Source organism: Sorangium sp. KYC3313, from assembly GCF_052075895.1.
GTDB lineage: Bacteria > Myxococcota_A > Polyangia > Polyangiales > Polyangiaceae > Sorangium > Sorangium cellulosum_B.
In genome coordinates, this window is record NZ_CP197255.1 from 3,715,798 (window position 1) to 3,730,051 (window position 14,254).

Consider the following 14,254-nt stretch of genomic DNA (forward strand, 5'->3'; position numbering starts at 1 on the left):
GGCCGCGGCCGGTCGACGCAACGCGTCTCGCGCGCTGCGCCGCGCTCCGGCAGCGGCCCCGCCACGGCCCACCGCTCGTGCATCCGGCGGGCCGGGTCGGCGGCGCCTCGGCCCGGAGCCAGGGGCTTGCGCAAATTTCGGTGCCAGGCATTGTGCCGGTGCGACGGGCCCTTGGCACCGGGCGAAACCTTTCCAACAATCCCGACCCGTTCAACCCTCGAGAAAACAGTGGAAACGCAAAATTCTACCATCATCTACACGAAGACGGACGAGGCGCCGGCCTTGGCCACCTATTCGCTCCTCCCGATCGTCGAGGCGTTCACGAAGGCCGCCGGGGTTCGAGTCGAGACGCGCGACATCTCCCTGGCGGGCCGCATCCTCGCCAACTTCCCCGAGCGGCTGACGGATAGCCAGAAGCTAGGCGACCACCTGGCGGAGCTCGGCGAGCTGGCCAAGACGCCGAACGCCAACATCATCAAGCTACCCAACATCAGCGCCTCCATCCCGCAGCTCGTGGCCGCCATCAAGGAGCTGCAGCAGCAGGGCTACGCCGTGCCGGACTATCCCTCCGAGCCGAAGACAGAGGAGGAGAAGGCGATCAAGGCGCGTTACGCCAAGGTGCTCGGCAGCGCCGTGAACCCCGTCCTGCGCGAGGGCAACAGCGATCGTCGCGCCTCGCCGGCCGTCAAGGACTACGCCAAGAAGCACCCGCACTCGATGGGCGCGTGGAGCCGTGAGTCGAAGAGCCACGTCGCTCCTATGTCGAGCGGCGACTTCTACGGCAGCGAGAAGTCCGTCGTGGTGGACAAGGCGCAGGAGCTGAAGATCGAGCTCGTCGCCGGCGGCAAGACGACCGTGCTCAAGCCGAGCGTCAAGGTGCAGGCGGGCGAGGTCGTCGACGCCAGCGTGATGAGCGCCAAGGCCCTGCGCGCGTTCTACGCCGAGCAGGTGGCGGACGCGAAGAAGCAGGGAGTGCTGTTCTCGCTGCACCTCAAGGCCACGATGATGAAGGTCAGCGACCCGATCCTCTTCGGGCACGCCGTCAGCGTGTTTTATGCCGAGGCGCTCGAGAAGCACGCGGCCACGCTGGCCAGGGTCGGCTTCGACCCGAACAACGGCATCGGCGACCTGTACACGAAGATCCAGAGCTTGCCGGCCGACGAGAAGGCGGCGATCGAGGCGGACATCAAGGCCGTCTACGAGCAACGCCCGACGCTGGCCATGGTCGACTCCGACCGCGGCATCACCAACCTGCACGTGCCCTCGGACGTGATCGTCGACGCCTCGATGCCCGCGGCCATCCGCTCCAGCGGCAAGATGTACGGCACCGACGGCAAGCTCTACGACGCCAAGTTCACGATCCCCGATCGCTCGTACGCCGGCATCTACCAGGCCACGATCGAGTTCCACAAGCAGCATGGGGCGTTCGATCCGCGCACGATGGGCAGCTCGCCGAACGTGGGGCTCATGGCGCAGGCGGCGGAGGAGTACGGCTCGCACGACAAGACGTTCAAGATCGCCGAGAGCGGCACGGTGCGCGTCGTCGACGCCTCCGGCAACGCCCTGCTGGAGCAGAAGGTCGAGGCCGGCGACGTCTTCCGCGCTTGCCAGACGAAGGACATCGCGATCAAGGACTGGGTCAAGCTGGCCGTCTCCCGCGCGCGCGCCACGGGCGCCCCGGCGGTGTTCTGGCTCGACGAGAACCGCGCCCACGACAGGAACCTGATCGCCAAGGTCAAGGCAACCCTGCCCGAGCACGACACCAAGGGCCTGGAGCTCCCGATCATGAGCCCGGTGGAGGCGATCAAGTTCACGCTCGGCCGCATGAAGGAGGGCAAGGACACCATCAGCGTCACCGGCAACGTGCTGCGCGACTACCTGACGGACCTGTTCCCGATCCTGGAGCTGGGTACCAGCGCCAAGATGCTCTCCATCGTCCCGCTGCTGGCCGGCGGCGGCCTGTACGAGACCGGCGCCGGCGGCTCGGCGCCGAAGCACGTCCAGCAGCTGCAGAAAGAGAACTACCTGCGCTGGGACTCGCTCGGTGAGTTCCTGGCGCTGCAGGTGTCGATCGAGGACCTCGCCAACAAGACCGGCAACGCCAAGGCGAAGGTGCTCGCCAAGGCGCTGGACACGGCGATCGGCCTGTTCCTCGAGAACAACAAGAGCCCGGCGCGCAAGGTCGGCGAGATCGACAACCGCGGCAGCCACTTCTACCTGGCGCTCTACTGGGCGCGCTCCCTCGCCAAGCAGACCGAGGACAAGGAGCTGGCGGCCAAGTTCGGCAAGCTCGCCCAGACCCTGACGGACAACGAGTCCAAGATCGACGGCGAGCTGATCGGCGCGCAGGGTAAGCCCGTCGACCTCGGCGGCTACTACCACTTCGACGATCGGAAGACGTTCGCCGCGATGCGGCCCAGCGCCACGCTGAACGCGGCCATCGACGGCTTCTCCTGAGCCGCGCGGGGTCCCCGCCGAGCGCGCGCGTGCCCACAGGCGACGCGCTCGGCGGCCGCGGCCGTTCAACCACCGTACGTCCGAGTCACGCGCCGGGTGAGCGCCTTGACGCCCACCACCAGACGATGACACCATGTCTGAAATCGTTGGGTGGACTGGAGCAGGGAATGGCCGGACGGGGACGATCGATCAGCGGAGACAAGCCCAAGCCCGGCCCTGGCGGCGGTGGAGAGCCCGCTCGGGGGAAGCTGGATCCGTTCGAGGGGAAGGACTCCTTCGACGGTGAGACGTTCGATGGGCTCACTCTGGAACGAGCGGACCTGAGCGGCCGAGATTTCTGCGGCTGTGTGTTCCGGCGTTCGAAGCTCGGCGAGAGCCGCTGGACGCGCGCTCGGCTCGAGAACTGCGTCTTCGAGAGCTGCGATTTGACCAAGGCCGATCTCACCATGCTCTCGCTGCGCGGCGTGGCGTTCAACTCCTGCAAGCTGATGGGCGTCGACTGGACGAACATCGCGAAATTCCCCGACGTGTCGTTCGAGGATTGCGACTTGCGGTATGTCATCATGGATTCGCTCGCGCTGCGCAAGACGCGCTTCGAGCGGTGCGCGATCACCGAGTCGGTGTTCGCCGCGACGGACCTCGCCGGGGCCGTGTTCGAGGAGTGCCGCTTCGCGGGGACGCGCTTCGAGGACTGCGACCTTCGAAACGCGCAGTTCCCTCGCTCCCAGGATCTGTTCATCGATCCGGCGAAGAACAACGTGAAGGACGCCCGCATCCCGCTGGATACGGCGATCCTCCTCGCGGCCTCGTTCGGCATGCACGTGCTCGGCTTCACGGAGAAGGACGGCAGATAACGGCCCGGGTCGCCGCGCGCCGCGGCCTCGAAACACCAGCAGCCTTCACGGCTTCGCGGCGCTCCCCAGCTCGGCCGGGAGCGCCGCGTCGAGCCAGGCCTCGAACGTGCTCGACAGCGCGCAGGTCGCCGCGCCGCCGCAGAGGTCCGCGCGCTTCGCCGTGAGCTCGCCCTCGAGCGCCTCCCGCGCGGCTCCCAGCGCGCGCGCGCAGACGAGGTTCTTCGCCGTCTGAGCGACGTTCACGCCGCTGCCGGCGGTCACGACGACCGCCGCGGGCTTCTTGTTGCCGCACGCGCGGCCGAGCGCGGCTGTCGCGCCGGCGTCCGTCGCTGAGCGCCGTCGGCCGCCGCGGGCTCGCCCGGCTTCTCGGCCGCGGCCTCCGCGCTCGGATCGTGGATCACCGCGCGAACGGGGTGCCCTCCGGTCCCGTTCTTCTTCCGGCAAAGCAGCTCGAGCCAGCCGTCGAGGCTCTTTGCTTCGCAACCGAGGCCGACGGCCGCTGCGATCGACTCGCTCCGGCCGTCCTTGAAGGACGCCGGCGCACCGGGAGACGCCGGCGCGGTCGACGGCGGAGTCAACTCGGCGGGCGCCGCGGTCGCGGGGGCCGACGAAGACGCCTCCGCGGCGGCAGGCGACGCTGTCTCCGCGGCGGCCGCCGCCGGTGCGCTCGAGCCGGCCACGGCGTCGTGTTCCGGGCGCGCCAGGCGAACCGAGCTCGATCCTCGCCGGCCAGATCGGATAGGCTGAGCATCCCATTCCATCGCGGCGTCAGGCGCCTGGAGAGAGCAGATGAGCGAGTCCAGCATTCACGGCGGTTGTCTTTGCGGGGCGGTGACATTCGAGGTCGACCCGCCGTTCCAGTTGATGGCCCATTGCCATTGCTCGCGCTGTCGCAAAGGCACGGGCACGGGCCACGCCACGAATCTGGCCGTCGATCCCGGCCAGCTCCGATGGCTGTCAGGGGAAGAGGCCATCACACGCTATGAGCCGCCCACGGCGAAGAGCTTCGGGAAGTGGTTTTGCAGTCACTGCGGGTGTCCCGTCCCGCGCCTGAGGCGCGGCGGCAAGATCGTGCTCGTCCCGGCGGGGTCGCTGGATACGGCGCCGCCCATCTCGCCGACGGATCACATCTTCTGGGCATCCAGAGCGCCGTGGGGGTGCGCCAGCGGAGGGCTTCCAACCCACGACGAGTACCCGGCGTCGTGGTAGGACGACCGGGCGTGTCGTCCCCTTGATCGTCGTGCAGGGTCAGCGGGTCACGCTGCTGTCCGGCCCGGCGCCCTTGGGGGGCTCGTAAGGCTCGGGGCTCTTGCCGACGGTCCTGAGGTTCACGAGCTTGTTGAGCAGATCGAACCAGAACGGCGCGCCGAGGGAGGCGGCGGCCGCGGTGATGAGGATGCCGGGGGTCAGGAGCCTGTCGAGCACCCCGCGGAGCCAGCCGACGATGCCCTGGCCGAGGACCGCCGCGATCGCGTTCCAGAGCTTCGGGACGCTCGTGTGCTCGGGGGCCTTCACGCCCCAGGTGATCTCGACGTCGAGCCCGGTGATCCGCGAGCGAGCGGCGCTTGCCTCGGCGATCGCGGCCATGATGTCCTCGTTCTGGTCGACGCCGCCGGCCTGGGGCGCGGCGCGGGGCGGCGACTTCGCGATCTCCTGCGCCGCCGCGATCAGCCGGGCGCGCACCACCGCGTCGCGCGAGAGGGCGCCCGCGAGGCGGATGCTGTCGGCGTTGAACCCGACGCAGAGCACGAGCGCCGTCGCGGTGATGATCAGCTGCGCGCGGCGCTTGTACCGGCCGGCGGCCCGGTCCATGGCGTCATTGAACCAGCGCTCCAGCCGGATGTTGGCCTCCCGCATGTCCTTGACCGTGGAGTCGACGATCGTGGTGAGGGCGCGCCGGAGATCGCTCTTCGGCGGCATGCTCCGGAGGATCCGCTTCAGCTCGTCGAGCGGGTCCTCGTCGCGGCCCGGCACCGCCGCGAGCTCGCCCGGCGCAGGCGCGGCGGCGCTCGCCTGCGGCGGAGGGACGCCGTCGCTCGCCTGCTGCAGGGGCGCGGAAGCGGCGTCGCCCGCCGGCGCAGGCGCGGCGCCGGCGCCGGCCTGCGTAGGTGGAGCGCTGGCCTGCGGGGGCAGCGCCGCGGCGCCGTCGGGCCAGGGGACGTGCCGCAGGGTGTCGATGAGCGCGGCCACGAACGCGTGCGACGGGATGTAGGACGGCCCTACCCAGCCGTACTTGAGATCCTTGATCAGCGGGTGCTCGCGGAGCTTCGCCGCGAGCGGGCTCGGGAGCGGTCCCGGCATCACCCGGGTGCGCACGAACTCGACAGCTCCCCGCGCCACGCGCTTCATGATCTGCTCCAGCGGAGAGCCCTTGGGGGCGGTGGTATCGGCGGCGCCGGGCGACTGCTTCACGTGCGCGTCGAGCTCTCTATCGGCCAGCATGATCTCGATGCTCTGCGCCAGGTTGAGCGCGCGCAGCCGGAGCACGCCGGCGAGCGCCTCGTGGATGGCCGAGCAGAGGACGCTGAGCAGGAAGAAGACGCTGACGAGGCCGATCGCGATGTCGAGGGTCGTTCCCATGGGCATCCGGAAGGGCAGGGCGCGCGGCGGCGCGAGGCGCAGGCCGGCGCGCGTCGCGCTCCCCCGGCCAGCAGGAACAGGGAGGGAACAGGGAGGAAGAGGCGGCCCTGCGAGCGCCCGTTCCCCGCCGCGGCCCGACCAGCAACTCCCCTCCGCGGCCCGATCAGCATACGCCACCCGGCGCCGCGGAGCGAGCGGGAGAGCGCGCTCGTTCTCGCGTGTCATCCCGCGTCATCCCGCGCTCGATGCCACGGGATCTTGGTCTACCATCACGCCCCCGTGACGAGCACCACCCTACCCCCCGAGTCGCGGCGCAGCAGCGCGCCGCAGCCGCGCGCCTCCTGGGTCCAGGAGAGGGCCGACCCCGACCGGACGACGATGCGGCCCAGGCGCGCCCGGCTCGTGCACGAGCCGCCGCCGGCGTCGCCGCCCGGGACGCTCGTCATCGAGGAGACGCAGCGGCCGAAGATCTTCGTCATCGACTACGACGCCGAGGTCGTGTCCGAGAAGGAGATCCAGAGCGTCGATGAGTGCATTCCCTACCTCACGGACGACCGGCCCTCCATCACGTGGGTCGATGTCCGGGGGCTCGGGCACAAGGGGACCTTCGAGCGGCTGGGCGAGATCTTCCGTGTCCACCCGCTCGCGCTGGAGGACATGGTCAACGTGCCCCAGCGGCCGAAGGCGGACGTCTACGGGGGCGAGCACGTCCTCATCATCGCGCGGATGGCGCAGGTCGACGAGCGCTGCGTGCTGCACACCGAGCAGCTGGCCATCCTTGTCGGCAAGAGCTTCGTCCTGACGGTGCAGGAAGAGGCCGACTGGGACGTCATGGAGGCCGTGCGGGAGCGCATCCGCACCGGCCGGGGCTCGATCCGGGAGCGGGGCGCCGATTACCTGGCGTACGCATTGCTCGACGCGGTCGTCGACGGCTTCTTCCCGGTGCTCGAGCGGCTCGGCGAGCACATCGAGGACCTGGAGGTCGAGGTGATCGACGCGAAGCGCCGGATGTCGAAGCCGATCCACGATCTGAAGCGGGATCTGCTCACGCTCCGGCGCGCCATCTGGCCGCAGCGCGATCTCGTCAACGCGCTGCTCCGCGAGGACAACCCGATCATCGCCAAGGACACGCGGCTCTACCTGCGCGACACGTACGATCACGCGGTGCAGCTGATGGACATGGTCGAGACCTACCGTGAGCTCAGCTCGGGCCTCATGGATCTCCACCTCTCCGGGATGTCAAACCGGATGAACGAGATCATGAAGGTGCTCACGATCATCTCGACGATCTTCCTCCCGGTCACCGCCATTGCGGGCATCTACGGGATGAACTTCCACCACGAGAGCTCGCCGTTCAACATGCCGGAGCTCGACTGGTATTACGGCTATCCGCTCGTATGGTGCCTGATGCTGGCGAGCGTCGTCGGGCTGCTCACGTACTATCGCCGCAAGGGCTGGATCAGGAAGGACGACGACGGCGCCTGAGCGTCAACGAGCGCGGGGCGTCAGCGCTTCTTCGCGGGCGCGTAGAACGCGAGGTTCCCGAGCAGGCGCGGATCGCCGGGGCGGCGCGCGAGGGCCTTGCGCAGCGCCGCCTCGCCGGCGGCGAGCTCGCCGACGTGGAACGCGCTCGTGGCGACGAGGTCGAGCAGCTTGTGCTCGTAGACCTCGGCGTCCACGAAGAGGGTGGCCTGGGCGGGGAAGGGGAGGGCGGCGCCGCGGGAGGCGAAGAGGTAGGTGAGCGGCCAGCACCGCTGTCCGTACCAGTGCCAGGCGACGGCGAAGAGCGGCTCGGCGCGGTGCGGGCTGTGGGCGTGGGCGTCGAGGTAGCGCTGCTGCACCTCGGGCCAGGGGCGCCCCAGCGCGGCGGCGGTGCGCGCCATGCGGAACAGCGACTCGTAGACCTCCTCCTGCCAGCCGCCGAGCGCGGCGCGCCGCTCGTAGGCCTCGAACGCCTCCGCGTGCCGGCCGAGGCACTCCAGCGTCTGCGCGAGGTAGAACGCGGCGCGGCCGTCGCGGGGGGATCGGGCCAGCGCGGCGGAGAGCAGCTCCAGGTCGCGCTGCCACCTCCGGCTCTGGGCGGCGGCGTCGCGGCGAGAGAGGTCGTGGACGATGTGGGCGTCGGGGACGCGGATCGAGGGGGGCGGCTCGCCCTCCTTGGAGAGCACCTCGTGGGTGGCGCCGACGTAGCGCCACCCGGCCGAGGCGCGGGCGAGCCGGGCGGAGTCGTAGACGGAATCGCCGTAGCGCACGCGGACATGGTAGGCGCCGTGCCCCGGGCCCGACGCGTCGCGGCGCTCCTCGCAGAAGCGACGGAGCGCGTCGCCGGCGACGAGGCGCTCGTCGCCGCTCAGCATGAGGGTGAACACGGCCGCGTCGCCCGCGAGGTCGAGGGCGCGGCTGCGCGTCGCGCCGAAGTCGACGAAGGGCTCCTCGACGAGATCGCCGGGGACGCCCGCCATGGCGGAGCGCGCGAGGGCCTGTGTGCCGTCGGTGGAGCCGGTGTCGAGGAGGGTGAACCGGTCGACGTGGGGCCTGGCCGAGGCGAGGGTCTCGCGGATGGAGGGGGCCTCGTCCTTGACGATCATGACGAGCGCGAGGAGGGGGGGTGTCACGGGAGCAGTATGCCGCCGGACGCCGGTGGACCGGGGGTTTTAAAAATTGAAGAGGAGGAGGGCGCGCGCCGGAGCGCGGGAGGGGTGACGCGCGGCGGCGGAGGTAGGGCGCGCTCTCTGCGAATTGGTCACGGCCCTGGCGTTCTGTACACTCTCCATGTCATTGTAATGAACATGCGCGGACGCCGGAGTGCTCTCGTGTTCATCGGCGCAGTGGCGCTCCTCGCGCTTGCCGGCAGGGCGGAGCGCGCCTCGTCCGATTCGGGCTCTGCTCCCGGAGGGCACGGGCCGGGCCGCCCGCGCTTCGAGAAGGCGCTCGACGTGCAGGTGTTCCAGCGCGGGAACATCCACACACACACGTCCCTGAGCGATGGGGACAGCGAGCCGCGCGACGTCGTCCGCTGGTACCGCGAGAACGGGTATTCCTTCGTGGCGCTGACAGACCACAACCAGCGCGTCGATCCTGCGATGTTCCAGGATCCCTCGTCGGCGTCGAAATTCGCCGTGATCCCCGGCGAGGAGGTCACGATGTGGGCCGAGGGGAAGGCCGTGCACGTAAACGCGCTCTGCACGCGGGCGACGATCGGCGGGGGCGCCTTCCTGACCAAGGGGGAGGCGCTGAAGTGGGCGATCGGGCGTGTGTGGGCGGAGGGGGGTGTGGCGCTCATCAACCATCCGAATTTCGACTGGTCGTTATCCGCCGGCGACCTCCTGGCGGCGCCTGCGGCGGAGCTCCTCGAGATCCACAGCGGGCACCCGTACGTGTACACGGACGGCGACGCGACGCGCCTGTCGCACGAGGCGCTATGGGATGCGGTGCTGACGGTGCGCGGCGCCGCGGGAGGGGGGATCGTCGGCGTCGCGGTGGACGATCTGCACCAGCTCACGGCCGGGTCGGGCGCGCCGCCCGCGGGGCCCGGCCGCGGGTTCATCGAGGTGTTCTCGCGGGAGGCGTCGCGCGTCGCGATCTGCAGCGCGCTCGCCAGGGGACGGCTCTACGCGTCGTCCGGGGCGAGGCTGCGGAGGATCGCGCTCGCCGGGGACGCGTTCTCGGTCTGGCCGGTGGCGGCGGGCGCGGTCGTCGAGTTCGTCGGGCGCGGCGGGCGCGTGCTGGAGCGGCAGCAGCCCGCGGAGGGGCGGGCGACGTACCGGCTCCGCGGCGGGGAGCGGTACGTGCGGGCGCGGATCACGCGGCCGGACGGGAAGCGGGCGTGGACGCCGGCGTACGCGACCGTGGAGCCGTGAGCGCCGCGGGCGTCGCGGACGCCAGATTGCCCTCCGCGGCGGCTCACGCCCCCCCGCGCTTCCCGTCCAGCCGCGCCAGCACCGCCCGCGGCGACATCGTCGCGCGGTAGACATAGATCTCCCCGGCTTCGTCGTCGCCCAGCACCTCCTCGCTCACGCGGAGCTGCTTGCCGACCGCGAGCAGGATCCTCGCCGGAAACCCCTTCCGGATCAGCTCGACACGCCGCCACACCGCGTCTCGGCTCCAGAACCCGAACGCCTCGAGGTACACCTCCTCCCCGGTCTCCGCGTTCAGGAACACCAGATCAGGGACGCACACCACCTCTCCGGGCAGCGCGAACAGCCGCTCGTTCGGCGACACGGTCCAGGGCGACCCGAGCTTCCTGAACCCCTCGCAGAACGCGTCCAGCTCGGGCGTCGTCTCCGCGAGCTCTCGCCCGTGGTACAGGAGGCCGTCCGCCGGGCCGATCTCGACCGCGAGCGGCTCCTTGTCGCGCCCCCAGCGCAGGTCGGCGCGCAGCCGGAACGAGGCGCACGAGAGCACCGACGGCAGGAACATCGCGAGCCGCAAGCCATACCGCTGCACCGCGTCGAACAGGCTGAACGGGCCGTCGAGCGCGATCGTGTAGCCGGAGACCGGATCGCCCTGGACCACGTGGATGAGCCCGTGGAAGCGCGCCGCCCGGAAGATCCGCCGGTAGCGCTGGGCGCTCTCCCCCTCGACGCGGATCGTCACCTGCGTCGCCCGGAGGAGGATCGACTGCGCCAGCGCCAGGTTGTACCGATCCAGCACGATCTCGGGCGCGTCCGCGGCCGCGCGCCGGAGGATCTCGGCGCCGCGCAGGTCGGCGTAGAGGCCCGCCTCGATCGCGGCGGGCGTCGTGCCGAGCCGGGCGGCCACCTCGTCGAGCACGGCGGCCCGGTCGAAGCGGGCGCGGACGTCGAGGGCGCGGTGCGCCGCCGCCGCCGCGTGGAACAGCTCGCGCCGGAGCGCCTCGGGATCGACGCCCTCCTGCACCTCGTACTCGCAGCCGTCCTCGAGCACCTTCCTCAGGCCGAGCGAGGCCACGCGATCGCGCGCGGGCACCTCGATGGCGTCGAGCGCGGCCTCGACCTCGTCGCGGCGCTCGCCGACGCGCTGCGAGAGGATGTCGAGGTACGCCCGCGCGACCGGCAGCAGGCGCTCGGCGGCCGCCCCGCGGAGGTACTGCGGCACGACCATCCCGCCCCGGCGGCGGACGCGGACGAGGTCACTGGTAAGCAATGTGCTCCCGGCGCTTGTCGCTCACCCGCTGCTCGCTCGTGCCGAGGGCCACGAGCTCGTAGAGTATCGCCGTCTTGTTCTCGCTCCGGCGCAGGATGCGGCCGAGCCGCTGGACGTGCTCCCGCACCGAGCCGCTGCCCGACAGGACGATCGCCACGTTGGCCTCGGGCACGTTGACCCCCTCGTTCAGCACCTTCGAGGTGACCACCGCGGACAGCGCGCCGCGGTTGAAGGCGTCGAGGATGGCGCTGCGCTCCTTCACCTTGGTCTGGTGGGTGATGGCCGGCAGCAGGAACTGCCGCGAGATCTGGTAGACCGTGGCGTTGTCCTCGGTGAAGACCAGGGTGCGATCGGCGCGGTGGGCGTGGAGCAGCCGCGCGAGGACGTCGATCTTGCCGGGCGCGCACAGGGCGAAGCTGCGCTGGCGGCGGTACGCCTCGAAGGCGCGGCGGCCGGCGTCGGACTGCGAGCTCAGCAGGATGAACTGGCCCCACCCCTCGGGCATGCGGATGCCGTTCGCGCGCAGAAAGCCGATGTACACGGCGCGCGCCGCCTCGTACGCGGCGCGCTCGTCGTCCGAGAGCGGCACCTCGAGCCGGACGACGTCGTAGGCCGCGAGGTACTGCCCGGAGAGCTCGGTGATCTCCCGGCGGAAGACGATCGGGCCGATGAGGTCGTCGTAGCCCCGGCCGTCGGCGCGCTCGGGCGTGGCGGTGAGGCCGAGGCGGAAGGGCGCGAGGCACATCTTCGCGGCGAGCGCGTACGACGGGCTCGGCAGGTGGTGGCACTCGTCGAAGATCACGAGGCCGAAGCGGGAGCCGAGCCGGTCCATGTGGGCGTGCGCGGAGTCGTAGGTGGTCACCGTCAGGTCGAGGACGTCGTGGTAACCGCCGCCGAGCAGGCCGATCGGGACGCCGAACGCGGCGGAGAGCCCGTCGTACCACTGGTTCAGGAGATCCAGGGTGGGGACGACCACGAGCGTGCTGCGCTGCCGCGCGGCGATCGCGAGCGTCGCGACGAACGTCTTGCCCGCGCCCGTCGGGAGCACGACAACGCCCCGGCTGCGCCGCCCGGCCCAGGCGTCGAGCGCCTCGCGCTGGTAGGGGAACGGGTCGTGCTTGGCGAGCGGCGCGAGCGGGAGCGCCTCGTACTTGCGGGCGGCGTCGGTGAACGGGACGCCGCGGGCGCGGAGCCTCAGGACGAGCTCGGCGTAGTCGATGGCCGGCACGCGGTAGACGCGCTCCCGCGCGTCCCAGCGGCAGGACGCGGGCAGGCACGCGGGGTCGAGCGGCGCGCCCTCGGCGGGCTCGCCCGTGTCGCCGCCGTCGGGCTCGCCCGCGCGCTCGTCTGCGTTCGATGGCAGCGCGCTGCTGTCGAGCGCGGGCGTCGCCGCGAGCGGCGGGCGCGGGGCGAGGCCTTCGATGCGGAGGGTGCCGCCCTGGAAGCCCAGGACGATCGGCGCTGTGCGGACCGGCTCGGTCATCGGCGCGCTCTTTTGCCGCGGGCAGGGCCGCGTGCCAAGCGGAGACGGCCGGCGATCAGGCGAGCTCGGTCGGCATGACCGAGGCGCCCCGGAGCGGCGCGCGGTAGCGCACCCAGACGAGGGGGGACTCGTTCAGCGTGATCGTGAGGGCGCTGCCGGCGCTCACCGGGAGCTTGCGGCCGAGCTCGCGGTGGATGTAGCGCGCGATGAGCTCCGGCGTCGAGCGCTTGCCCTCGAACGCGGGGTGCTCGTCGAGGTTCCGGTAGTCGATCTCGGCGAGCACGGCGCGCAGGCTATCCCGCAGCGCGCTCGTCTCGACCACCTGGCCGAGGGGCGAGAGCTCCTCGCGCTCCACCTCCACGCTGACCGTGTACGTCGCGCCGTGCAGGCGCTGCGCAGGGCCGAACTGCACGCCCTTGAGGCTGTGGGCCACCATGATGTGATCGCGGACGCCGACGGTGTACATGGCTCCACTATACCCGCCGCGCCGGCGCAGGAGGGAGATCCCAATCGCCTGTCACGGCACACCGGAGTAAGGTGGGGGCGATTCCCCGTCCGGCCCCCGCCGCGGCGGACGGGTTCGTGCGGGACGCAGTGACCGGTTGACCGTTGCGAGGGAGGATCGCCGATGAACAGCGAAGCGAGCGTGCTGGCCCCAGGGTTCCTCATCGCGTCGCCGCCGCTCGGCGATCCGAACTTCGACCGGACGGTCGTGCTCCTCGCGGTGCACAGCGAGGGTGGGGCGCTGGGGTTCGTGGTGAACAGGCCGGCGCCGATGACGCTGGGGGAGCTCCTGTCGTTCGCGGGTTATGGCAACGACCTGAAGGATCCGGCGCCGGTTTACCTCGGCGGGCCGGTCCAGCCGAGCTCGGGGTGGATCCTGTGCCTCGATCCGGCGCTCGGGGCCGAGGAGACGGGCGTGATCCCGGTGGGCTCCCGGGTGCGTGTCACGTCGTCCCGGAGCGCGTTCGACACGCTCGCGGCCGACGCGGTGCGCGGCACGGCCGCCGCCGACCCGCGGCGCAGGACGGTGCTCCTCGGCTACAGCGGCTGGGGGCCCGGCCAGCTCGAGCGAGAGATCGCCGCCGGCGCGTGGCTGCCCGTGTCCCTCGACGAGCGGATCCTGTTCGACGTGGAGGCGGCCGAGCGCTGGGAGCAGGCCTATGCGCTGCTCGGCCTGCGCCCGATCGATGTGATGTCGATGCGGAGCATCGGAGAAGCCTGAGAGCACACGACACGAGAGGAGTCCTATGGAGATCAATATCGGAATCGACGCCAAGAACCGCGAGCTGATCGGCGCGGGGCTGGGACGCGTCCTCGCGGACACCTACACACTCTATTTGAAGACCCACAACTTCCACTGGAACGTCACGGGACCCATGTTCCAGACGCTCCACCTCATGTTCGAACAGCAGTACAACGAGCTGGCGCTCGCCGTGGACCTGGTCGCCGAGCGCATCCGGGCCCTCGGCCTCCCCGCGCCGGGGACCTACAAGCAGTTCGTCGCCCTCGCGACCATCAAGGAGGACGACGGCGTCCCCAAGGCCACGGACATGATCAAGCGCCTCGTCGAGGGCCACGAGACGGTCGCGCGCACGGCGCGTGAGCTCTTCCCCGTGGCCGAGAGCGCCAACGATCAGCCCACCTGCGATCTGATCACCCAGCGCCTGCAGGTCCACGAGAAGACCGCCTGGATGCTGCGCAGCCTGCTCGAGTAGCGCCGCGGGGCGCCGCATATCGTTCCGCCCGTTCCGCC

The 14,254-nt window shown here is 70.9% G+C and carries 14 protein-coding genes; 7 read left to right on the forward strand and 7 right to left on the reverse strand.

Annotated features, from left to right (window positions below):
- The first annotated feature begins 228 nt into the window (after nt 1–228).
- Together ACSRUE_RS14465 and ACSRUE_RS14470 are read left to right on the forward strand one after the other, a co-directional pair.
- Nucleotides 229–2,457: an NADP-dependent isocitrate dehydrogenase gene (locus ACSRUE_RS14465; protein ID WP_441291497.1), complete on the forward strand. Its 2,229-nt coding sequence runs from the start codon at nt 229–231 to the stop codon at nt 2,455–2,457.
- Between the two features lie 167 nt (nt 2,458–2,624).
- The gene (locus tag ACSRUE_RS14470) at nt 2,625–3,311 is read left to right on the forward strand and encodes a pentapeptide repeat-containing protein (protein WP_441291498.1); all 687 of its coding nucleotides are present in this window, start codon (nt 2,625–2,627) and stop codon (nt 3,309–3,311) included.
- Between the two features lie 45 nt (nt 3,312–3,356).
- Here ACSRUE_RS14470 and ACSRUE_RS14475 read toward each other — a convergent pair whose 3' ends face one another.
- A complete protein-coding gene (locus ACSRUE_RS14475) occupies nt 3,357–3,572 on the reverse strand; it encodes a hypothetical protein (protein WP_441291499.1) in 216 nt (71 codons plus the stop codon).
- Nucleotides 3,569–3,991: a hypothetical protein gene (locus ACSRUE_RS14480; RefSeq protein WP_441291500.1), complete on the reverse strand. Its 423-nt coding sequence runs from the start codon at nt 3,989–3,991 to the stop codon at nt 3,569–3,571. Before ACSRUE_RS14480 ends, ACSRUE_RS14475 begins: the two co-directional genes overlap by 4 nt.
- 109 nt (nt 3,992–4,100) lie before the next feature.
- On the opposite strand from ACSRUE_RS14480, the gene ACSRUE_RS14485 reads away from it, so the two are divergent.
- The gene (locus ACSRUE_RS14485; protein WP_437764744.1) at nt 4,101–4,520 is read left to right on the forward strand and encodes a GFA family protein; all 420 of its coding nucleotides are present in this window, start codon (nt 4,101–4,103) and stop codon (nt 4,518–4,520) included.
- Nucleotides 4,521–4,559: 39 nt separating this feature from the next.
- Here ACSRUE_RS14485 and ACSRUE_RS14490 read toward each other — a convergent pair whose 3' ends face one another.
- A complete protein-coding gene (locus ACSRUE_RS14490) occupies nt 4,560–5,891 on the reverse strand; it encodes a hypothetical protein (RefSeq protein ID WP_441291501.1) in 1,332 nt (443 codons plus the stop codon).
- A gap of 279 nt (nt 5,892–6,170) precedes the next feature.
- Here ACSRUE_RS14490 and corA point away from each other — a divergent pair, with 279 nt between their 5' ends.
- Entirely contained in the window at nt 6,171–7,376 is a 1,206-nt protein-coding gene (corA, locus tag ACSRUE_RS14495) for a magnesium/cobalt transporter CorA (protein WP_441291502.1), read from the forward strand.
- A 20-nt stretch (nt 7,377–7,396) separates the two neighbouring features.
- On the opposite strand, the gene ACSRUE_RS14500 is transcribed toward corA, so the two are convergent.
- Nucleotides 7,397–8,506 (reverse strand): hypothetical protein, encoded by a 1,110-nt coding sequence (locus tag ACSRUE_RS14500; RefSeq protein WP_441291503.1) that lies wholly within the window; start codon nt 8,504–8,506, stop codon nt 7,397–7,399.
- A 198-nt stretch (nt 8,507–8,704) separates the two neighbouring features.
- On the opposite strand from ACSRUE_RS14500, the gene ACSRUE_RS14505 reads away from it, so the two are divergent.
- Nucleotides 8,705–9,751 (forward strand): PHP domain-containing protein, encoded by a 1,047-nt coding sequence (locus ACSRUE_RS14505; protein ID WP_441291504.1) that lies wholly within the window; start codon nt 8,705–8,707, stop codon nt 9,749–9,751.
- Between the two features lie 43 nt (nt 9,752–9,794).
- Here ACSRUE_RS14505 and ACSRUE_RS14510 read toward each other — a convergent pair whose 3' ends face one another.
- Genes ACSRUE_RS14510 through ACSRUE_RS14520 form a run of 3 tightly spaced genes read right to left on the reverse strand, consistent with a single transcriptional unit; the run spans nt 9,795 to nt 12,964 of the window.
- Nucleotides 9,795–11,015, reverse strand: a complete 1,221-nt coding sequence (locus tag ACSRUE_RS14510) for a DUF790 family protein (RefSeq protein WP_441291505.1) — start codon at nt 11,013–11,015, stop codon at nt 9,795–9,797.
- Nucleotides 11,002–12,498: a DEAD/DEAH box helicase gene (locus ACSRUE_RS14515; RefSeq protein ID WP_441291506.1), complete on the reverse strand. Its 1,497-nt coding sequence runs from the start codon at nt 12,496–12,498 to the stop codon at nt 11,002–11,004. The genes ACSRUE_RS14510 and ACSRUE_RS14515 overlap by 14 nt, the downstream gene beginning before the upstream one ends.
- Before the next feature lie 55 nt (nt 12,499–12,553).
- Nucleotides 12,554–12,964 carry a 6-pyruvoyl trahydropterin synthase family protein gene (locus ACSRUE_RS14520; protein ID WP_012239418.1) on the reverse strand — a complete coding sequence of 137 codons (411 nt, stop codon included), beginning with the start codon at nt 12,962–12,964 and terminating at the stop codon, nt 12,554–12,556.
- Nucleotides 12,965–13,126: 162 nt separating this feature from the next.
- Here ACSRUE_RS14520 and ACSRUE_RS14525 point away from each other — a divergent pair, with 162 nt between their 5' ends.
- Both ACSRUE_RS14525 and ACSRUE_RS14530 read left to right on the forward strand, forming a co-directional pair.
- Nucleotides 13,127–13,723, forward strand: coding sequence for a YqgE/AlgH family protein (locus ACSRUE_RS14525; RefSeq protein ID WP_437764753.1), 597 nt, complete (start codon nt 13,127–13,129; stop codon nt 13,721–13,723).
- Nucleotides 13,724–13,748: 25 nt separating this feature from the next.
- Nucleotides 13,749–14,216: a Dps family protein gene (locus tag ACSRUE_RS14530; RefSeq protein WP_437764754.1), complete on the forward strand. Its 468-nt coding sequence runs from the start codon at nt 13,749–13,751 to the stop codon at nt 14,214–14,216.
- Nucleotides 14,217–14,254: the final 38 nt, after the last annotated feature.